This is a genomic window from Streptomyces sp. VRA16 Mangrove soil (assembly GCF_017377775.1).
Classification (GTDB): Bacteria; Actinomycetota; Actinomycetes; order Streptomycetales; family Streptomycetaceae; genus Streptomyces.
In genome coordinates, this window is sequence record NZ_JAFVLN010000010.1 from 306,780 (window position 1) to 326,006 (window position 19,227).

Sequence of the window (19,227 nt, forward strand, 5' to 3'; positions counted from 1 at the left end):
GCTGTCACGTGCTCGCTCCTTGTCGATGGTCGGCCGTCCCCCGGGCATGGCCCTCAGCATCGGACGCCGGGCCGCCCCGGCTCCCCGGCGCGGCCATGACTCTCAAGGAACTCCAAGACGGGCAGGGGTGGTCGGGGCGGGCCGCGCGCGGATACTGGGCTCATGACGGTCAACGGCACGGAACCGGCCGGGGACACCGCCACGGTGCTGCTCGTCGAGGACGAGCCGAGCATCGCCGACGTCCTCGCCATCGCCCTGCGCTACCACCGCTTCCAGGTGATGGCGGCCGGCACCGTGCGCCAGGCGCTCGCGCTCGCCGAGCGGACCCGGCCCGACGCGGCGCTGCTCGACATCATGCTGCCGGACGGCGACGGCCGGGCCCTCGGCCGTGAACTGCGCGCCCGTCAACCCGACTTGGCGCTGGTCTTCGTCACGGCGCGGGACGCGCCCGCCGAGGTCGTCGGCGCGCTCGGCTTCGGCGACGACTACATCACCAAGCCGTTCAACATCGACGAGGTGATCGCCCGGATCACCGCCGTGCTGCGCCGCACCCGGCCCGCGGACGTGCTGCCGCAGCGGCCGCCGCTGCGCTACGGCGACCTGGAGCTGGACGAGACGACGTACACGGCCCACCGGGCGGGCCGCGCGGTGCAGCTCACCCCGACCGAGTACGCGCTGCTCCGGTTCCTCGTGCGCAACGGCGGCCGGATCGTGCCCAAGGAGCAACTGCTGCGCCACGTCTGGCAGTTCGAGCACGCGGCGACCGCCGAGTCGACCGTCGTCGAGACCTACGTCAGCTATCTGCGGCGCAAGCTCGACACGCTCGGTCCGCCGCTGATCACGACCCGGCGCGGGGTCGGCTACGGGCTGGCCGCTCTGTGATGCACCGACGTCGCCGGGGCATGCACTCGCTGCGTGCCAAGCTCACGATCGCCAATGTGGTGCTGCTCGCCCTCGGCATCGTCGCCGCGACCGCGATCAGCCTCATGGCCATGAAGCACTATCTCCTCGACAGCGTCGACGAGGAGCTGAGGATGTCCCGCTCCTCGGTGCAGCGGACCGGGATCACCCTCAAACAGGTGCAGGCGCTCAGCGAGCTGGGGCTCGTCCTGGACAAGATGGCGGACCGCGGCCCCGGCCCGGCCGGCTCGCTGGTGCGCACCGACTCGCTGTTCGTCGCCGTCGACGCGCACGGCACCCCGGTCGCCATCGGCGACCTGAAGCCGACGCCCCGGCAGCGCGCCCTGGCCGCCGCCGTCGACGACCCGGCCGCCGTCGCCCGCGACGACACCGTGCGGGACGTGACCCTGGACGGCGACCCGTACCGGATGACCGGGGCCTCGCTCGCCGACCGCACGACCGTCCTGATGGCGACCTCCACCGCCGATCTGCACGCCGGGATCGGCAAGGTGCTCCGGCTCGATCTCACCTTCGGTGCGGTCCTGCTGCTGCTCCTCGCCGTGCTCACCATGATCGAGGCGCACCGGCGCCTTCGTCCCCTGGAGGACATGGTGGAGACGGCGTCCGCCATCGCCGAGGGCGATCTGACCCGGCGGGTGCCGACCAACGGCAACCCGGTGCAGGAGACCGAGCAGTTGCGCCTCGCCCTCAACTCGATGCTCCACCAGGTCGAGTCGGCCTTCGAGACGCGCGAGCGCAGCGCGGCCCAGCTGCGCCGCTTCGTCGCGGACGCCTCGCACGAGCTGCGCACCCCGCTGTCCGCGATCCGCGGCTACCTCCAGCTCTACGACAAGGGGATGCTGCGCGCCCCCGAGGAGCGGGCCCGCGCCTGGCGCCGGGTGAACGCCGAGGCCGACCGGATGCAGCGCCTCGTCGACGAGCTGCTCACCCTGGCCCGCCTCGACCAGCGGCCCGAACTGCGGCTGCGGAACGTGGACCTGAGCAGGCTCGCGCGGGACGCGGCGGACGATCTGCGGGTGCAGCAGCCCGAGCGGGAGGTGACGGTCACCGCGGACGGCGCGGTCCTGGTCCGCGCCGACGAGTCGGGGCTGCGCCAGGTCCTGGGCAATCTCCTGACCAACGTACGGGTGCACACGCCGGTGGCGGCGCCGGTCGCGGTGTCGGTGGTGCGGGAGGCCGGGGAGGTGCGCCTCACGGTCGCCGATCAGGGACCCGGGCTCGCGGAGCAGGACGCGGCGCGCGTCCTCGACCGGTTCTTCCGGGCGGGCGGCGGGGCGGGCAGCGGCCTCGGCCTTGCCATCGTGCAGGGGGTGGTGGCCGCCCACGGGGGCGAGGTCACGGTGATCACGAAGGAGGGGGCGGGTCTCGCGGTGACGGTCACGCTACCCGCGTCGACCGGTGCGTCGTCGGGTGACGGACCGGAGAGGGCGGGGACAGGGCCCGACTCCTTCGAGCAGACTGCCGTTCCTGGTCAGGCGCGCACGAGCGCCCAGACCGTCTTGCCGTAGCGGCCCCGGTGCCACACGCCCCATGCCTCCGCGAGCGCGTCGACCAGGTGCAGCCCGCGGCCGTTCTCGTCGTCGACCGTGCGTGGAGGTCTGACCTCCGGGTCGGCCGATGACGCGTCGGACACCTCGATGAAGCACGAGCCGTCCGCGAGGACCGTCACCGCGACCTCGAACTCGCGCTCCCGTACGGGTCCGTGCCGGACCGCGTTGGTCGCCAGCTCCGACACGAGCAGGATGGCGATGTCGAGCGCATCGGCCGGTCCCGTGTGCCCCCAGACCGCCAGGTGATCGCGGACCCGGTGACGGGCGAGCCCCACCGAGGCCGGATGCCGGGGCAGCCTGAACGCACTGCGTCGCAACACACGTAACCACCTCCCTTCCTTCATCACGTCGATCCACCTACCCCTGTTCACACACACAAGGAACACAGATTCGACACGTGATCCTGCGCCATGAACACCCTCCGTGTCACAGCGGTCACCGATCGTCAGTCGGGTTTCGGTCAGGCCCGGCGGGACGCCAGCTCGACGACCGTGATGTCGGAGGGCGCGCCGACGCGCACCGGCGGACCCCAGGCGCCCGCGCCGCGGCTGACGTAGAGCTGGGTGTCGCCGTGGCGCTCCAGGCCGGCGAGGGTCGGATTGGCCGCGTCCGCCACGAAGTTGCCGGGCCACAGCTGGCCGCCGTGGGTGTGCCCGGAGAGCTGGAGGTCGACGCCGTGCCGTACGGCCTCGTGGATCATCACGGGCTGGTGGGCCAGGAGCACGGCGGCCCGGGAGGTGTCGCGGTCGCCGAGCGCCTTGGCGTAATCCGGCCCCTCGCCGTAGCTCGCGCCGGTGATGTCGTTGACCCCCGCGAGATCGAAGGCGCCCATCTCCACCCGGGCGTTCTCCAGCGGCCGCAGCCCGATCTCGCGGACGTGCTCGACCCAGGGGTCGGCGCCGGAGAAGTACTCGTGGTTGCCGGTGACGAAGTACGTGCCGTGCCGGGCCCGCAGCCGGGCCAGCGGTGCGACGGCCGGGGCGAGGTCCTCGACGCTGCCGTCCACGAGGTCGCCGACGACCGCGATCAGATCGGGCTGTGTGGAGTTCACGAGGTCCACGACGCGCTCGGCGAAGCCCCGCCCGAGCACCGGGCCGAGGTGCACGTCGCTGACCACGGTGATCCTGAACCCGTGCGCGGAGCGCGGCAGTTTGGCCAGCGGGACGGTGACCCGCTTGACCGCGGGGCCGCGCAGCACACCGTAGGTGCCGCCCGCCACGATCCCCGCGGCGGCGACGGTCGCGGCGGCGCCCACGGTGCGGGCCAGGACGAGGCGGCGGGTGGGGGCGGCCGGGGGTGTGGGGGCTGCTGCGCTCTCGGGGTTCTCGGGGTTCCCGGGCTCCGGGAGCGGCGCGGGCTGCGACGCCGCCCGCCGGTCGAGCAGGCGCCGCAGCAGCGGCCGGACGACCTCCCCCACCAGCAGCGCGAGCAGCAGATAGAGGGCGAACGCCATCCACAGGAACCCCGGCCAACCCAGCATCCGCTGGAGCAGGAAGGGCGCACCGGCCCGCTCGGCGACGAGCGCCCCGATCATCAGCACCGGGCCGGCGACGAACACCGCGGTGCCGAGGCGGCGCGGCCACCCGGGCCCGGCCGTCGTGTCCCGCACGAGACGGCGCCACGCGTACCGGTGGAACCCGGCGAGGACCGCGAGGACCGCGACGGCGATCAGGACGAAGAGGACGATCACGGCCCGCTGCCGCTACGCGCTCTTGCGCAGGGCCCGCACACCGCGGAACCCGATGCCCCCGATGACCGTCCCCAAGACAAAGGAGACGACGGCGAGGGTCAGATGCACCCAGAAGTACGCGGTCGGATCCCCGGCGTCGTCGAAGGCGAGGCCGCTCCCGTCCTTGACCAGGTTCTTGACGAAAGTGATCCAGATGAACCAGGACCACACCCCGAAGGCGAGCAGGAACCAGGAGACGGGGCGACTGAGCTTCATGCGTTCAGTATCGCCAGCCCGCTCCGCGCACCGCCGCCGGGGTGGGGAGTCGCAGACACAGAACACCTCGGCGGAGACTTACGGGCCCGGTACCTGTACGTTCTCGTCCGTGCCTGCCACCCGAGAGACGTATCCGACATCCTGTATGAAGAAGCCGGCGCGGAACGCCGCGCTGCTGTTCGCGGCCTGTGCGCTGTCGCTGACGGGGATCGCCCCCGCGGCCGCGGCCACCGGTGAGGACAAGCCGCCCGCGTCCATGTCGACGATCGGCGGCGATCAGCTGGGGAAGCCGGGCACGCAGGTGAACCTCGGGACGGGTGCCCCGGTGCTGCCCAAGGACCTGACGGCGAAGTCCTGGATCGTCAGCGACGCCCGGAGCGGCGACGTGCTGGCCGCGCACAACGCGCACTGGGAGCTGCCGCCCGCGAGCACCCTGAAGATGCTCTTCGCGGACACCCTGCTGCCCAAGTTCCTGAAGGCGCAGAAGCACAAGGTGGAGGTCTCCGACCTCCAGGGGATGGGCGTGGGCTCCAGCGTCGCGGGCATCAAGGAGGACTACACGTACACCGTCCACGACCTGTGGCTCGGGGTGTTCCTTCGCTCGGGCAACGACGCGGTGCACGTGCTGTCCGCGATGAACGGCGGGGTGCCGCAGACCGTCAAGGACATGCAGGCCCACGCGGAGGACCTCCAGGCCATGGACACGCACGTGGTCACCCCCGACGGGTACGACGAGAAGGGCCAGCACTCGTCCGCGTACGACCTGACCCTCTTCGCCCGCTCCGGGCTGCAGAAGGAGGACTTCCGCGAGTACTGCTCGACGGTCACCGCGAAGCTGCCCAAGAAGCAGAAGCACGGGAGGACGACCGAGACCTTCGAGATCCAGAACACCAACCGGCTCTTCACGGGCGAGGGCGACCTGTCCCCGTACAAGGGCATCGCGGGTGTGAAGAACGGCAACACCACGAACGCGGGGGCGACCTTCACGGGTGTCGCGCAGCGGAACGACAAGATGCTGCTCGTCACCGTCATGAACCCCAGCTCCACGGAGTCGCACGCCGTCTACAAGGAGACGGCGCGGCTGCTCGACTGGGGCTTCGCCGCCGACGGGAAGGTCACGCCGGTCGGGCATCTGGTCAAGCCGCGGACGGTCGCGGACCCGTCCGCCTCGTCCGCCCCGTCCGCCTCGGCGTCCCCGAAGGGTGAGGCGGGCCCGGACAAGCCGGCCGCGCACGCGGCGGTCAGCACGTCCGGCGGCTCCAGCGGGGTCGGGATCGCGCTGGCGATCACGGGCGGGGTGCTGGTGCTGCTGGCTGGTGCGGTGTTCGTGGTGCGGAAGAAGTGGCCCGCTCAGAAGCGGAGTTGAGGCCGCCGGTGGCGGTCCAGGCCGCGCAGAACAGCACCAGTTTCGCCGTGAAGTTGATCCACAGCAGCAGTGCGACGGGCGTGCCGAACGCGCCGTACATGCTCTTCGCGGCGACGCCCTTCATGTAGCCGCCGAGCAGCAGCTTCAGCAGTTCGAAGCCCGCGGCCCCGATGAGCGCCGCGATCACCAGGTCGCGGCGCTCCGGCGCGACACCGGGCAGCAGTGTCAGGACGTAGAGCAGGAGCAGGAAGTCCGCGAGGACCGCGACCGCGAACGCCGCGGCCTGGAGCAGGGCCCCGCCCCAGCCCTGCTGGTCGATGCCGAGCCGGTCCGCGGTGGCGCCCACCGCGGTCGACGCGACGGTGGACGCGGCCAGCGAGGCGAGCCCCGCTCCCCCGAGGCCGATCAGCACCCCGGCGTCCTTGAGCTTGCGCAGGACCGGGTTCTCCTCGGGGTCGGGCAGCTCCCACACGGCCCGCAGGCACTCTCGTGTCGAGCCGACCCAGCCGATGCCGGTGAACAGCAGCAGCGCACCGGCGACGACCCCGACGGTGCCCGCGTTGTCGACGAGCGCGCCGATGTCGAGCTGGTCGGAGATGCCCGGCACCTGGTCGCTGATCTTGTTCTCCAGGTTCTGCTGCTGGGCCGTGGACAGGGTGCCGGCCGCGATCGCCGCGGCCACCGTGAGCAGCGGGAACAGCGCGAGGAAACTGATGAACGTCATCGCGGCGGCGAGCCGCGCCCAGCGCACCGCGTCGAGCCGCTCGTACGCCCGCCAGACGTGGGTGAGCATCAGCCGGCTCACCCACGGCCCGACGACGGGAAGCTTCTTCAGCCAGTCCATGATCCAAGCCTGCCCTGATCGGCGATCTCAACCGTCTTCGTACGGATCGTCTTCACGCCGGAGGCGCTCGCGCGGAACACCAGGGTGCGAGTACCCCAGAACCGCAGCACCGTGGCAAGGGCCATGCCGACCCCCGCCCCGGACACGGTGTCCGCGCGCCGCGAGGTGAGCCCGAGCCCGTAGTGGGACACGGCGATGCACAGCAGCTGCACCAGCGCCCCGGCCACGTTCACCGCGAAGAACACCCCGTACTGGCGAAGCCGTGAGACCTGTGCCGCCTCCTTCCGGTACGTACCGAGGGCGTTTCCCGCGTACGCCACGGAGCAACCCGCCACGAACGACAGGGACTTGGCGGTGAGCGGGTCGAGCCCCACGGGCCCGCGCAGCCACACGAACAGGCCGAGGTCGGCGGCGTACGCGCAGATCCCGACGGCCGCGAAGGCGGCGACCTCGGGCCCCAGCTTCCTCAACCGGCTCACCAGTCCGCGACCGCGAGCCCGTACATGGCGAGCCACACCAGACCGATGACGGCGAGCGCCCGGTCGCGCAGCACGACGTCCTCCGGCTCGCCCGCGGTACCCCGGTCGGCGAAGACGGCGTAGCGCAGCACGGCGAGGATGAACGCCACCATGGACAGCTGCCGCCACGGCAGCAGGCTGGTGCGGGCGACGCCGCCCTCCTCCATCGCCCACAGGCAGTAGGCGAGCACGGCGACACCGGCGGCCAGCTGCCACACGAAGCGCAGGTATCCGGTCGTGTACTGGTTGAGCAGGGCCCGGGTGGCGCCGTCCTTGCCGGCCATCTGCACGGCCTCGGAGTAGCGCTTGGCGGAGACCATGAACAGCGCGCCGAACCCGGTGGTGATCAGGAACCAGCGCGACAGCGGGATGCCGAGCGCGAGCCCGCCGATCATCGCCCGCATCAGGAATCCGGTGGTGACGATGGTCAGATCGACGACCAGGACGTGCTTGAGGGAGACGCAGTAGGCGAGCTGCATGACGACGTACGCGGTCAGCAGCGCCGCCGTCATCGGGTTGCACAGGGCCGCGGCGACGGTGGGCGCGAGGGCGGCGAGGACCGCCCCGGCCCCGTAGGCGACCGGGACGGGCACCTGTCCGGCGGCGACCGGCCGGTTCCGCTTCACCGGGTGGGCGCGGTCGGCCTCGGCGTCCCGCGCGTCGTTGATCAGGTAGACCGCGGCCGCCGCGGTCGTGAACAGGCAGAAGACGAGCGCCACTTGGGCCAGCGCCTGCCGCGAGAAGAGCTCGCCCGCGGCGGCCGGGGCGGCCACGACGAGCACGTTCTTCACCCACTGGCGGGGGCGCGCGGTCCGCAGCAGGCCGACGCAGAGCCCGAGGGCCGTGAGCCGCCGCTGCGCGGCGGCCTCGGCGGGCCGTTCCAGCAGGGCCGTGCCCGACGTCTTCGTCATCGCGTCGCACCCCCGGCCGCCCAGCGCACCCCGAGCCGCGCGGTCAGCGCACCCAGGGCGGCGCCCGCGGCCACGTCGGACGGGTAGTGCACCCCGACGACCATGCGTGAGACGCACATCGCGGCGGCGACGGGCGGCAGCAGACGCGCGCCGACCGGCCGCACCGCCCCGTACGCGACGACCGCGGCCGCCGCCGACGTGGCGTGCGAGCTGGGGAAGGAGTGCCGGCCCGCGGTGCGCACCAACGGCTCGATCCCGGCCCCCTGTTCGGGCCTGGGCCTGCGCACCACCCGCTTCACGCCCATGCTGGCCAGGTGCGCGCCCGCGGTCAGCGCCGTGGCGCGCAGCCAGGCCGGGCGCCGCTCCCGGTCGGCGGCGGCCCCCACGAGCCCGGCCGCCAGCCAGAGCGCCCCGTGCTCACCGGCCCAGGACAGGGCGCGCGCGGCCGCCGCCACGCGCCGGTCGGTGCCGCACTCGCGCAGCGCCGTGAGCAATCGCCGGTCCATGTCGTCCATGTGGCCCACTGTGGGGGCCGACTGCCGTACAGCCCGGCCCATTCCGGCTGACACCCCCTCAATCACCCATTTCGGTGAGGGGATATGAGGTTTGGGGCAAAGCGGCCGTGACCGGGCGATACGGTCGCATTCATGGTTGCCGCCCCTGTTACGCCCGCCGTCCGCCCGAGCCCCGGCTACGACACCGTGCCGGTCACCGGCTGGGGCCGCACCGCCCCGACCGCCGCGCATCTCGTCCGCCCCCGCAGCTACGAGGAGACGGTGGCCGCGGTCCGGGAGTGCGCCGTCACCGGACGGCGCGGCGGCATCGCCCGCGGCCTGGGCCGGGCCTACGGGGACGCCGCGCAGAACGCGGGCGGCGCGGTCCTCGACATGACCGGCCTGGACCGCATCCACGCCATCGACGCCGCCGCGGGCACCGTCCTGTGCGACGCGGGGGTCTCCCTGCACCGGCTGATGGAGGTGCTGCTGCCGCTGGGCTGGTTCGTGCCGGTGACCCCCGGCACCCGCTATGTGACGGTCGGCGGCGCGATCGGCGCCGACATCCACGGCAAGAACCACCACGTCTCCGGCTCGTTCTCCCGGCACGTGCCCGCCCTCGAACTGCTCACCGCCGACGGCGAGGTCCGGGTCGTGGAGCGCGGCACCGAGCTGTTCGACGCGACGGCCGGCGGCATGGGCCTGACCGGCGTGATCCTGACGGCGACGATCCAACTCCAGCCGGTGGAGACCTCGTTGATGTCGGTGGACACCGAACGGGCCACGGACCTGGACGACTTGATGGCCCGCCTCACCGCCACCGACCACTGCTACCGCTACTCGGTCGCCTGGATCGACCTGCTCGCGCGCGGCGCCGCGATGGGCCGCTCGGTGCTGACCCGCGGCGACCACGCCCCGCTGGACGCGCTGCCCGCGAAGGCCCGCCGCGCCCCGCTGGCCTTCCGCCCCGGCCGGCTGCCCGCCGCGCCCTCCTTCGTCCCCGAGGGGCTCCTCGGCCGCACCACGGTCGGCCTCTTCAACGAGCTCTGGTACCGCAGGGCGCCCAGGTCGCGCACCGGCGAGATCCAGCGGCTCTCCACCTTCTTCCACCCGCTGGACGGGGTGCCGCACTGGAACCGCGTCTACGGGCGCGGCGGCTTCGTGCAGTACCAGTTCGTCGTCGGGTACGGGCAGGAGGACGCCCTGCGCCGGATCGTGCGGCGCATCTCGGAGCGGGGCTGCCCGTCCTTCCTCGCCGTGCTCAAGCGGTTCGGGGACGGGGACCCCGGCTGGCTCTCGTTCCCCCTGCCGGGGTGGACGCTCGCCCTCGACATCCCCGCGAACCTGCCGGGGCTCGGCCCGTTCCTCGACGAGCTGGACGAGGAGGTCGCCGCCGCGGACGGCCGCGTCTACCTGGCGAAGGACTCGCGGCTGCGGCCGGAGCTGCTCGACGCGATGTATCCGCGGCTCGCCGACTTCCGCGCGCTGCGGGCCCGGCTCGATCCCGAGGGCGTCTTCCGCTCGGACCTCTCCCGCCGTCTGTCTCTCTGACCTCTCGTTTGGAGCCCCTGCTCATGAAGGACGCCTTCGGCATCCCCCAGTCCCTGCTCGTCCTCGGCGGCACGTCCGAGATCGGGCTCGCGACCGCCCGCCGTCTGGTCGCCCGGCGCACCCGCACGGTGTGGCTGGCGGGCCGTCCGTCACCGGCGCTCGACGAGGCCGCGGTTCAGCTGCGCGACATGGGCGCCGACGTGCACACCGTCGCCTTCGACGCGCTCGACTCCGCGTCGCACGAGGAGGCGCTCGGCAAGGTCTTCGCCGAGGGCGATGTGGACATGGTCCTGCTGGCCTTCGGCATCCTCGGCGACCAGGCCCGTGACGAGGGCGAGCCGCTGTCCGCGGTGCGCGTCGCCCAGACGAACTACACCGGCGCGGTCTCGGCCGGCCTGGTGTGCGCGCGAGCCCTGCAATCGCAAGGCCACGGCTCGCTCGTCGTCCTCTCCTCGGTCGCGGGCGAGCGGGCCCGGCGCTCCAACTTCATCTACGGGTCGAGCAAGGCGGGCCTGGACGCGTTCGCCCAGGGGCTGGGCGATGCGCTGCACGGCACCGGGGTGCACGTCATGGTCGTACGTCCCGGGTTCGTCCGCTCGAAGATGACGGCGGGGCTGGCCGAGGCGCCGCTGGCCACGACGCCCGACGCGGTGGCCTCCGCCATCGAGCTGGGTCTGCGTCGCCGCTCCGAAACGGTCTGGGTCCCCGGCACCCTCCGCCTCGTCATGGCCGGCCTGCGCCACGTCCCGCGCCCCTTGTTCCGCAAGCTCCCGGTGTAGCACCGCCCCGGGCAACACCCGCCGCCCCGGGCAGCACCCGCCGCCTTGGGCAATCTGCCGCCATGGGCGGCAGGGTGGGCAGGGCGGCGCCCCGGCGCGGGGTGAGCGCTTCCAGCCGGCCTCCAGCTCGGTCCCGCCGCGCCATTGCCGGGTGCGGGTCCGGTGGGGGCTGGTCGCGCAGTTCCCCGCGCCCCTGACGGGGCACGGCCACAGTCGGTGGGTCAGCGGGTGCCGGGGTTCCGGTCGGCGGTCCGGACCGGGCCGCGGCCCTTGCGAGGCCCCTGCCCCGGCACCCCGGAAACGCCGAAGGCGAAGTCCCGGAGTCGGCGCCAGATACCGTCCGCCCCCTGCTCGTACAGGGCGAACCCGGTGCACGGCCACGCCGCCTCGTAGTCGGCGAGCTCCGCGAACGCCCGGTCCATCGCCTCCTCGGCGATCCCGTGCGCGACGGTGACATGCGGGTGGTACGGGAACTGGAGTTCCCGCGCCACGGGCCCGGAGGCGTCCCGCACCTGCTTCTGCAGCCACGTACACGCCTCGGCCCCCTCGACGACCTGCACGAACACCACGGGGGACAGCGGCCGGAAGGTCCCCGTCCCCGACAGCCGCATCGCGAACGGCCGCCCCGCGGAGGCGACTTCCGCGAGATGCGCCTCGATGGCCGGCAGCTGCCCGCCGTCCACCTCGGTCGGCGGCAGCAGCGTGATGTGCGTGGGGATGCCGTGCGCCGCGGCGTCGCCGAAGCCCGCGCGCCGCTCCTGGAGCAGGCTGCCGTGAGGCTCCGGGACCGCGATCGAGACACCGATCGTTACGGTCCCCACGTCGTACTCCTGTCGTCGTGTGGCGGGCGTGCGGGCGGCGGTACGCAAGGCGCGCGTACTCAGTGCTTGGCGGGCAGGAAACCGACCTTCTCGTACGCCTGGGCCAGGGTCTCCGCGGCGACGGTCCGCGCCTTCTCCGCGCCCTTGGCCAGGATCGCGTCGAGCGTCTCCGGGTCGTCCAGATACTCCTGGGTGCGGGTCCGGAACGGCGTCACGAAGTCGACCATGACCTCGGCCAGGTCCGTCTTGAGCGCACCGTACATCTTGCCCTCGTACTTCTGCTCCAGTTCCGGGATACCGGTTCCGGTGAGGGTGGAGTAGATGCTGAGGAGGTTGCTGACGCCCGGCTTGTTCTCGGCGTCGTAGCGGATGACCGTCTCGGTGTCGGTGACCGCGCTCTTGACCTTCTTGGCCGTCGTCTTCGGCTCGTCGAGCAGGTTGATCAGGCCCTTCGGCGTCGACGCCGACTTGCTCATCTTGATCGACGGGTCCTGAAGGTCGTAGATCTTCGCCGTCTCCTTGAGGATGTACGGCTTCGGGATCGTGAAGGTCTCGCCGAACCGGCCGTTGAACCGCTCCGCGAGGTCACGGGTCAGCTCGATGTGCTGGCGCTGGTCCTCGCCGACCGGCACCTCGTGGGCCTGGTACAGGAGGATGTCGGCGACCTGGAGGATCGGGTACGTGAACAGGCCGACGCTGGCCTTGTCCGAGCCCTGCCTGGCGGACTTGTCCTTGAACTGCGTCATGCGGGAGGCCTCGCCGAAGCCCGTGAGGCAGTTCATCACCCAGGCCAGCTGCGCGTGCTCGGGGACGTGGCTCTGCACGAAGAGGGTGCAGCGCTCCGGGTCCAGACCGGCCGCGAGCAGCTGGGCCGCGGCGAGCCGGGTGTTCTCGCGCAGCACCTTCGGGTCCTGCGGAACGGTGATCGCGTGCAGGTCCACCACCATGTAGAAGGCGTCGTGGGACTCCTGCAGCGCCACCCACTGGCGGACCGCGCCGAGGTAGTTGCCGAGGTGGAACGAGCCTGCTGTGGGCTGGATTCCGGAGAGCACGCGAGGACGATCAGAGGCCATGTCCTCCATTGTCTCAGGTGTCTCTCATTGGTCGGGGGCAGGTGTCGCGCGGCCGTGGCGCGGTCGTCCGTCTGTTCATGTGTCCGTGGGCGCCGCTAGCTTGATCCGGTGACAGGAGTCACACGGGGGCGGCGTCGGGGGTGGGCGATGAGCGGGACGCGAAGGTGGCGGGCGAGCGGCTGCGCCGTGCTGGCCGCGGTGCTGCTGGTGCTCGGGGGAGGCGGCGGCGCGAGCGCCCGTCCCGTGGGTCCCGGCGGCATGGACGTCCCCGACCTGGCGGTGGTGATCGCGGGCGGCACCGGCCGTACCGTCAGCGTGCACGAGAAGGACGCCGAGTTCGACCGTCTGGAGCGGCTCACGACGTCGTTCGCCACGGTGACCGAGCAGGTGCCCGACGCCTGGCAGGAGGGGCACATCCCGCCGGTGGTGGGCACGGTCGTGTGGGGGCTGACCGGGATCGGCGGCTGGCCGCAGACGCACCGGGCGCCGGGCGGCGACACCGCCGTCGAGCGCCAGGACCAGGTGTTCTACGCGGACGACGGCACGCCCTGGATCCGTACGGACCCGGCGCTCGACGTGAACGACGACGACATCCGCTGGCACCGGGCGTCCCGCGAGGACGTCGCCGCGCTCACCCGCGCCGGGCTGTTCGCGGCCGCTCCGGCCCCGGCCGGGCCGAGCGGCGAGGACAAGGCCCGGTGGGCGGCGCTCGGTCTGGGCGCCGGGGTCGCCGGGGCGGCGGTGGCCGGGTGGCTGTGGCGCCGCACCCGGATGCGCGGCGAGCTGCCGCCGCGGGAACCACGGCAGCAGCTCGTCGGGTGAGGCGATCCGGCCGGTGTCTCAGCCGAGGTCGATCGTCGGGTAGAGCGGGAAGGGCTTGAGCAGGTCGGAGGCGCGCTGGGCGACCTCGTCGGCGATCTTCTGGTCGAGGGTGTGGCTCGCCTTGGACGGGGCGCCGGACTTGGTGGTGCCCGGCTCGGCCGAGGTCAGGACCCGGTCGATGAGCGCGGCGATCTCGTCCATCTCGGCGGCGCCGAGGCCGCGCGTGGTGAGCGCCGGGGTGCCGATGCGGATGCCGGAGGTGTACCAGGCGCCGTTCGGGTCGGCCGGGATCGCGTTGCGGTTGGTGACGACGCCGGAGTCGAGCAGCGCGGACTCGGCCTGGCGGCCGGTGAGGCCGTAGGAGGAGGCGACGTCGATCAGGTTGAGGTGGTTGTCGGTGCCGCCGGTGACGAGGGTGGCGCCGCGGCGCGTCAGACCCTCGGCGAGCGCCTTGGCGTTGTCGACGATGCGCCGCGCGTAGTCCTGGAAGGCGGGCTGCCGGGCCTCGGCGAGGGCGACGGCCTTGGCGGCCATGACGTGCGGCAGCGGGCCGCCGAGCACCATCGGGCAGCCGCGGTCGACCTGGTCCTTGAGGGAGTCGTCGCAGAGCACCATGCCGCCGCGCGGGCCGCGCAGCGACTTGTGGGTGGTGGTCGTCACGATCTGGGCGTGCGGGACCGGGTCGAAGTCGCCGGTCAGCACCTTGCCGGCGACGAGGCCGGCGAAGTGCGCCATGTCGACCATGAGCGTCGCACCGACCTCGTCGGCGATCTCGCGCATGATGCGGAAGTTCACCAGGCGCGGGTACGCGGAGTAGCCGGCGACGAGGATCAGCGGCTTGAACTCACGGGCCTGGGCGCGCAGGGCCTCGTAGTCGATGAGGCCGGTGGCCGGGTCGGTGCCGTACGAGCGCTGGTCGAACATCTTGCCGGAGATGTTGGGGCGGAAGCCGTGGGTGAGGTGGCCACCGGCGTCGAGCGACATCCCCAGCATCCGCTGGTTGCCGAAGGCCTGGCGCAGCTCGGCCCAGTCGGCGTCGGTCAGGTCGTTCATCTGCCGCACGCCGGTCTTCGCCAGGAACGGCACCTCGACGCGGTCGGCGAGGACGGCCCAGAAGGCGACCAGGTTGGCGTCGATGCCGGAGTGCGGCTGGACGTAGGCGTGCCGGGCGCCGAACAGCTCGCGGGCGTGCTCGGCGGCGAGCGACTCGACGGTGTCGACGTTGCGGCAGCCGGCGTAGAAGCGGCGGCCGACGGTGCCCTCGGCGTACTTGTCGGAGAACCAGTTGCCCATCGCGAGCAGCGTCGCCGGGGACGCGTAGTTCTCGGACGCGATCAGCTTGAGCATCTCGCGCTGGTCGGCGAGCTCCTGCCCGATGGCGTCGGCGACACGCGGCTCGACGGCCCGTACGACGTCGAGGGCGGCGCGGTACGCGGTGGATTCGGGGGTGAGGTCGGGCTTGCTCATGGGGACTGCCTCCGGACACGGTGGATCACGGGGTGGTCGGCCCAGGCGCACGGCACACAGTTCACGAGCCGCTCCCCGATGGTCGGTCCCATCCCAGCGCGCCAGTCACGGCTCTGCTCTCACATTACCGGGCGCGCCGTCGGCCGAGGTTTCCACGTCCAGGATGCGAGCCACGATAGGAACGGGCCACAAGCCCGTCCCGCACAGAGCGCTACGAGCCGTACGAACGGAGATCCCGTGACTTCTGTGACTCCCGCCCCCGCCACGCAGGATTTGATCGCCGCGTCCGACGCGCACAGCGCGCACAACTACCACCCCTTGCCGGTCGTCGTCGCGACGGCCGAGGGCGCGTGGATGACCGACGTCGAGGGGCGCCGCTACCTGGACATGCTCGCCGGCTACTCGGCGCTGAACTTCGGGCACGGCAACCGGCGCCTCATCGACGCGGCCAAGGCGCAGCTGGAGCGGGTGACGCTGACCTCGCGCGCCTTCCACCACGACCGGTTCGCCGCCTTCTGCACCCAGCTCGCCGAGCTGTGCGGCAAGGAGATGGTGCTGCCGATGAACACGGGCGCGGAGGCCGTGGAGACCGCGGTGAAGACGGCACGGAAGTGGGGGTACCGGGTCAAGGGGGTGCCCGACGGCCGGGCCCGGATCGTCGTGGCGAGCGACAACTTCCACGGGCGTACGACGACGATCGTCAGCTTCTCGACCGACCCGGAGGCACGGGCGGACTACGGCCCGTACACGCCGGGCTTCGACATCGTCCCGTACGGGGATCTGGACGCGCTGCGGGCCGCGGTCACCGACGAGACGGTCGCGGTGCTGCTCGAACCGATCCAGGGCGAGGCGGGCGTGCTGGTGCCGCCGCCCGGATACCTGCCGGGCGTACGGGAGTTGACGCGGGAGCGTGGCGTCCTGTTCATCGCGGACGAGATCCAGTCGGGGCTCGGGCGGACCGGGAAGACGTTCGCGTGCGAGCACGAAGGGGTCGTACCCGATGTGTACGTACTGGGGAAGGCGCTCGGCGGCGGGGTCGTGCCGGTGTCCGCGGTGGTCGCGGACCGGGACGTGCTCGGGGTGTTCCGGCCCGGTGAGCACGGGTCGACGTTCGGCGGGAACCCGCTGGCCTGCGCCGTGGGCCTGGAGGTGATCGCGATGCTGCGGGAGGGCGAGTACCAGCAGCGCGCCGCCGAGCTGGGCGAGCACCTGCACGCCGAGCTGCGGCTCCTCGCGGGCGCCGGGAAGGTGAGCGCGGTGCGCGGCCGCGGCCTGTGGGCGGGCGTCGACATCGATCCCGCGTACGGGACCGGCCGGGAGATCTCGGAGAAGCTGCTGGAGCGGGGTGTCCTGGTGAAGGACACCCACGGCTCCACCATCCGGATCGCGCCGCCGCTCGTGATCAGCAAGGAGGACCTGGACTGGGGCCTCGACCAGCTGCGGGCGGTGCTCGGCGCCTGATGCCCGGCGCCTGTCGTCAGAGGATGACGTGGGGCAGGAAGCGGGCGTACTCGTCCGTGACCGGCCCCGCGGACTCCCGGATGCCGAGGCCCGCCGACTCGCCGTCGACGACCCAGGCGCCGAGGACCGTGCGGTTGCCGTCGAAGTCGGGCAGCGGCGCCAACTCCTGGTAGCAGCACGGCTCTTCGCTCACCGGGGGCGGGGAGCCGGGCGCGTGGAGGGTGACGCCCTCGCCCTCGCGGCCCAGCAGCGGCTTGGCCACGTACCCGGTGGCGGTGGCGAGTTCGCGCGGTCCGTCGACGTAGGCGGGCAGCAGGTTCGGGTGGTCCGGGTACAGCTCCCACAGGATCGCGAGCAGTGCCTTGTTGCTGAGCAGCATCTTCCAGGCGGGCTCGATCCACAGGGTGGAGCCGGTGCCGCCGCCGTTGTCGAGGGTGTCCAGGACGTGCTCGGCGAACGCGTCGGTGGTCAGCCACTCCCACGGGTACAGCTTGAAGCAGCTGCGGATGTAGTGGAGCTGGTTGTCGACGAAGCGGCCCGAGAGGCTGTCCCAGCCGATCTCCTCCATCGAGATCCAGTCGGTGGGCAGGCCCGCCTGCTCGGCGGTCTCCTTCAGGTACCCGACCGTCATCAGGTCCTCGCCGAGTTCGTCGGCGGCGGAGTGCGCGAAGTACAGCGGACTGCCGGGCGGCAGCAGGGCCGCCTGCCGCTTCCAGGCGTCGACGAGCCGTTCGTGCAGGGAGTTCCACTGGTCGGCGCCGGGGAAGCGCTCCTCCATCCAGAACCACTGGGGGCTGGCCGCCTCGACGAGGGAGGTGGGGGTGTCGGCGTTGTACTCCAGGAGCTTCGCCGGGCCCGTACCGTCGTAGCGGAGGTCGAAACGCCCGTACAGGGACGGGAGTTCGGCCCGCCGGTGCCAGGACTCGGTGACCGCGCGCACGACGCGCGGGTCGGTGAGGCCGAGGTCGGCGAAGCGGTCGTGGTCGACGATGTGCGCGGCGGCGGCCAGGCACATGCGGTGCAGTTCCTCGACGACCTCCTCCAGCGCCTCGACCTCGGGCAGCGAGAACGCGTAGTAGGCGCTCTCGTCCCAGTACGGGCGCAGCGAGTCGTCCGGGTAGCGGGTCAGCGGGTAGATGAGGCCCTGCTCCTCGACGGTCTGCTGCCAGCCGGGGCGCGGGGTGATGGTGTGTCGGCGCATGATGGTCCGTTCGCTCCGCCGTCCGGTGTCTCAGCCGCCGGAGCTGCCCTTGCCGCCGCCGAATCCGCCGCGCGAGACGCCCGAACCGCCCGAGCCGCCCGACGACTTGCTGAAGGAGCCGCTCTTGACGCGGCTGCCGCTCTTCGAGCCGCCGTAGTACCAGGTGTGGCCGGACGTCGAGCCGTCCTTGCAGTACTTGTCGTCGACGACCTTGTAGCCCTTGCCCGAGGTGTAGCTGTCGCGCTCGACGCAGCGCTTGTCCGGGTCGGAGTCGCAGGCGGCGAGCGTGGCGGCGAGCAGGCCCATGCCGCCGAGCACGACGGTGCCGGAGCGCAGGCGCCGTCGGGTCGCGTTGATGTCCGTCACTCGGTGTCCCCCGTGTGTGATGTCGTGGCCGGTCTGGTGTTCAGGGTAGAAGGGCGTCGTGCGGGTCCGGCCGTCCGAGTACCCCTAGATTCCCTGTGTGACTCTTGGAATGCTTTGCGCGCTGGGTTCCGCGGTGTGTTTCGGTACGGCGTCCGTGCTGCAGGCGATGGCCGCACGGGCGGCGTCGCCGGGGACCGGGGCGGGGGTCGATCCGGCGCTGCTGGTTCGGGCGTTGCGACAGTGGCGTTATGTCGCGGGGCTCGGGCTCGACGGGCTCGGATTCGTGTTGCAGGTCGTGGCGTTGCGCAGCATTCCGATCTACGCGGTGGGGGCGGCGCTCGCCGCCTCGCTGGCCGTCACCGCGGTGGTCGCGGCGCGACTGCTGGGGGTGCGGCTGCGCGGGGCCGAGTGGGGGGCCGTGGGGGCGGTGTGCGCGGGGCTGGCGATGCTGGGGCTCGCGTCGGGGGCCGAGGGGGATCGGGGCGGGTCCGAGGTGCTGCGCTGGGTGATGCTCGGGGTGGCGGTGGGAGTGCTCGGGTTGGGGGTGCTGGCCGGGCGGTTGCCGGGGCGGGGGCGGGCGTTGGCGCTGGGGCTCGGGGCGGGTGTGGGGTTCGGGGTGGTCGAGGTGAGCGTGCGGCTGGTGGACTCGGTGGCGCCCCGGGCGCTGCTGACGAATCCGGCGACGTATGCGCTGTTGGTCGGTGGGGGTGCGGCATTCATGTTGCTGACGTCGGCGTTTCAGCGGGGGTCCGTGACGGTGGCCACGGCGGGGATGGTGGTCGGGGAGACGGTGGGGCCGGCGCTGGTGGGGGTGGTGTGGCTCGGGGATCGGACGCGGGCCGGTCTGGGGTGGCTGGCGGTCGTCGGGTTCGGGGTGGCTGTGGTGGGGGCGCTGTTGCTGGCCCGCTTCGGCGAGGCGCCGGAGGCGGAGTCCGAGGGCTGAGCCGGGGCCGGGGCCGGGGTCTGGGCCTGGGCCTGGGCCTGGGCCTGAGCCGGGGCCGGAGGGCTGAGCCGGGCCGTGGGCTGGGCCGGAGGGCTGAGCCGGGCCGTGGGCGGGGGCCTGCGGGAGCGCCTGCCCGGCGCTGGGGTGCCGCCTTGCCCACCCTGCCGCCCATGGCGGCAGATTGCCCAAGTCGG

General features: G+C 72.5%; 20 protein-coding genes and 1 riboswitch. Of the genes, 8 read left to right on the plus strand and 12 right to left on the minus strand.

Annotation, left to right across the window (positions count from 1 at the left end):
* The first annotated feature begins 162 nt into the window (after positions 1-162).
* On the plus strand, positions 163-882 hold the full coding sequence (locus J3486_RS26910; RefSeq protein ID WP_207824662.1) for a response regulator transcription factor: 720 nt from the start codon (positions 163-165) through the stop codon (positions 880-882).
* 20 nt (positions 883-902) lie between these two features.
* The gene (locus tag J3486_RS26915; protein WP_229378616.1) at positions 903-2,429 is read left to right on the plus strand and encodes a HAMP domain-containing sensor histidine kinase; all 1,527 of its coding nucleotides are present in this window, start codon (positions 903-905) and stop codon (positions 2,427-2,429) included.
* Here J3486_RS26915 and J3486_RS26920 read toward each other — a convergent pair.
* The 3 genes from J3486_RS26920 to J3486_RS44385 all read right to left on the minus strand — a co-directional run bounded on the left by J3486_RS26920 (position 2,393) and on the right by J3486_RS44385 (position 4,416).
* A complete protein-coding gene (locus tag J3486_RS26920) occupies positions 2,393-2,791 on the minus strand; it encodes an ATP-binding protein (protein ID WP_207824665.1) in 399 nt (132 codons plus the stop codon). The two genes, J3486_RS26915 and J3486_RS26920, sit on opposite strands and share 37 nt — an antisense overlap.
* Positions 2,792-2,931: 140 nt before the next feature.
* The gene (locus J3486_RS26925; protein WP_207824667.1) at positions 2,932-4,161 is read right to left on the minus strand and encodes a metallophosphoesterase; all 1,230 of its coding nucleotides are present in this window, start codon (positions 4,159-4,161) and stop codon (positions 2,932-2,934) included.
* 12 nt (positions 4,162-4,173) lie between these two features.
* The gene (locus tag J3486_RS44385) at positions 4,174-4,416 is read right to left on the minus strand and encodes an SCO4848 family membrane protein (RefSeq protein WP_229378618.1); all 243 of its coding nucleotides are present in this window, start codon (positions 4,414-4,416) and stop codon (positions 4,174-4,176) included.
* A 145-nt stretch (positions 4,417-4,561) separates the two neighbouring features.
* On the opposite strand from J3486_RS44385, the gene J3486_RS26930 reads away from it, so the two are divergent.
* Entirely contained in the window at positions 4,562-5,782 is a 1,221-nt protein-coding gene (locus J3486_RS26930; protein ID WP_374194775.1) for a D-alanyl-D-alanine carboxypeptidase family protein, read from the plus strand.
* Here J3486_RS26930 and J3486_RS26935 read toward each other — a convergent pair.
* From J3486_RS26935 to J3486_RS26950, 4 genes are read right to left on the minus strand one after another with little or no spacing between them, the layout of a single operon-like run.
* A complete protein-coding gene (locus tag J3486_RS26935; protein ID WP_207824671.1) occupies positions 5,703-6,626 on the minus strand; it encodes a YihY/virulence factor BrkB family protein in 924 nt (307 codons plus the stop codon). The genes J3486_RS26930 and J3486_RS26935 overlap by 80 nt on opposite strands.
* The gene (locus J3486_RS26940) at positions 6,614-7,108 is read right to left on the minus strand and encodes a GtrA family protein (RefSeq protein WP_229378674.1); all 495 of its coding nucleotides are present in this window, start codon (positions 7,106-7,108) and stop codon (positions 6,614-6,616) included. Before J3486_RS26940 ends, J3486_RS26935 begins: the two co-directional genes overlap by 13 nt.
* Positions 7,102-8,055 (minus strand): decaprenyl-phosphate phosphoribosyltransferase, encoded by a 954-nt coding sequence (locus J3486_RS26945; RefSeq protein WP_207824675.1) that lies wholly within the window; start codon positions 8,053-8,055, stop codon positions 7,102-7,104. The genes J3486_RS26940 and J3486_RS26945 overlap by 7 nt, the downstream gene beginning before the upstream one ends.
* Complete coding sequence (locus tag J3486_RS26950; protein ID WP_207824678.1) at positions 8,052-8,570, minus strand: phosphatase PAP2 family protein; 519 nt, start codon at positions 8,568-8,570, stop codon at positions 8,052-8,054. The genes J3486_RS26945 and J3486_RS26950 overlap by 4 nt, the downstream gene beginning before the upstream one ends.
* Positions 8,571-8,702: 132 nt before the next feature.
* Here J3486_RS26950 and J3486_RS26955 point away from each other — a divergent pair, with 132 nt between their 5' ends.
* Together J3486_RS26955 and J3486_RS26960 are read left to right on the plus strand one after the other, a co-directional pair.
* A complete protein-coding gene (locus tag J3486_RS26955; RefSeq protein ID WP_207824680.1) occupies positions 8,703-10,100 on the plus strand; it encodes an FAD-binding oxidoreductase in 1,398 nt (465 codons plus the stop codon).
* A 23-nt stretch (positions 10,101-10,123) separates the two neighbouring features.
* Positions 10,124-10,879 carry a decaprenylphospho-beta-D-erythro-pentofuranosid-2-ulose 2-reductase gene (locus J3486_RS26960; protein WP_207824682.1) on the plus strand — a complete coding sequence of 252 codons (756 nt, stop codon included), beginning with the start codon at positions 10,124-10,126 and terminating at the stop codon, positions 10,877-10,879.
* 221 nt (positions 10,880-11,100) lie between these two features.
* Here the strand turns inward: J3486_RS26960 and J3486_RS26965 are convergent, their stop codons facing one another.
* Both J3486_RS26965 and trpS read right to left on the minus strand, forming a co-directional pair.
* A complete protein-coding gene (locus tag J3486_RS26965) occupies positions 11,101-11,700 on the minus strand; it encodes a 2'-5' RNA ligase family protein (RefSeq protein WP_207824683.1) in 600 nt (199 codons plus the stop codon).
* Between the two features lie 59 nt (positions 11,701-11,759).
* Positions 11,760-12,773 (minus strand): tryptophan--tRNA ligase, encoded by a 1,014-nt coding sequence (gene trpS, locus J3486_RS26970; protein WP_207824685.1) that lies wholly within the window; start codon positions 12,771-12,773, stop codon positions 11,760-11,762.
* A gap of 147 nt (positions 12,774-12,920) precedes the next feature.
* Here trpS and J3486_RS26975 point away from each other — a divergent pair, with 147 nt between their 5' ends.
* A complete protein-coding gene (locus J3486_RS26975; protein ID WP_229378620.1) occupies positions 12,921-13,595 on the plus strand; it encodes a hypothetical protein in 675 nt (224 codons plus the stop codon).
* A gap of 18 nt (positions 13,596-13,613) precedes the next feature.
* Here J3486_RS26975 and J3486_RS26980 read toward each other — a convergent pair whose 3' ends face one another.
* The gene (locus J3486_RS26980) at positions 13,614-15,062 is read right to left on the minus strand and encodes a glycine hydroxymethyltransferase (RefSeq protein ID WP_207824687.1); all 1,449 of its coding nucleotides are present in this window, start codon (positions 15,060-15,062) and stop codon (positions 13,614-13,616) included.
* A 32-nt stretch (positions 15,063-15,094) separates the two neighbouring features.
* Positions 15,095-15,181: riboswitch (ZMP/ZTP riboswitch) on the minus strand.
* A 127-nt stretch (positions 15,182-15,308) separates the two neighbouring features.
* Between J3486_RS26980 and rocD the strand changes: the two genes are divergently transcribed.
* Positions 15,309-16,523, plus strand: coding sequence for an ornithine--oxo-acid transaminase (gene rocD, locus J3486_RS26985; RefSeq protein ID WP_207824744.1), 1,215 nt, complete (start codon positions 15,309-15,311; stop codon positions 16,521-16,523).
* Positions 16,524-16,539: 16 nt separating this feature from the next.
* On the opposite strand, the gene J3486_RS26990 is transcribed toward rocD, so the two are convergent.
* Positions 16,540-17,724 carry a glutathionylspermidine synthase family protein gene (locus J3486_RS26990; protein WP_207824689.1) on the minus strand — a complete coding sequence of 395 codons (1,185 nt, stop codon included), beginning with the start codon at positions 17,722-17,724 and terminating at the stop codon, positions 16,540-16,542.
* Between the two features lie 30 nt (positions 17,725-17,754).
* Positions 17,755-18,030 (minus strand): hypothetical protein, encoded by a 276-nt coding sequence (locus J3486_RS26995; protein WP_229378677.1) that lies wholly within the window; start codon positions 18,028-18,030, stop codon positions 17,755-17,757.
* 169 nt (positions 18,031-18,199) lie between these two features.
* Here J3486_RS26995 and J3486_RS27000 point away from each other — a divergent pair, with 169 nt between their 5' ends.
* Positions 18,200-19,033, plus strand: coding sequence for a hypothetical protein (locus J3486_RS27000; protein WP_207824750.1), 834 nt, complete (start codon positions 18,200-18,202; stop codon positions 19,031-19,033).
* Positions 19,034-19,227: the final 194 nt, after the last annotated feature.